Consider the following 323-nt stretch of genomic DNA (forward strand, 5'->3'; position numbering starts at 1 on the left):
ATAGGTTGTTCCATCTGACAAAATGGCGAAATCTTTTAGTCCCACATCCATTCCAATGTAAGAATTTGTTTTCGGAAGTTCTTGCACTTCTGTTTCAACTAACAATGACACAAAGTATCTGCCAGAAGGGTTCCGTCTAACTGTAGCATTTAAAATACGTCCTTTTACTTCACGACTTTTGGCAAATCGAACAAGACCTAGTTTTGGCAATTTTATTTTGTTTCCTACAACGGCAATGTTTTCATTTGTTTGTTTTGTGGTATAAGATTGTACGTTGTTCTTCTTAGATTTGAAACGCGGGGCATTGTTTTGTTTTTTGAAAA

General features: G+C 35.6%; 1 pseudogene. It reads right to left on the bottom strand.

The features are described 5' to 3' along the window. Positions 1-323: pseudogene (locus tag BAU27_RS00080) on the bottom strand (IS200/IS605 family element RNA-guided endonuclease TnpB); the annotation flags it as partial.

Origin of the sequence: Bacillus sp. NH11B, assembly GCF_001884205.1 — a bacterium.
GTDB classification, from domain to species: domain Bacteria; phylum Bacillota; class Bacilli; order Bacillales; family Bacillaceae_G; genus Bacillus_A; species Bacillus_A proteolyticus.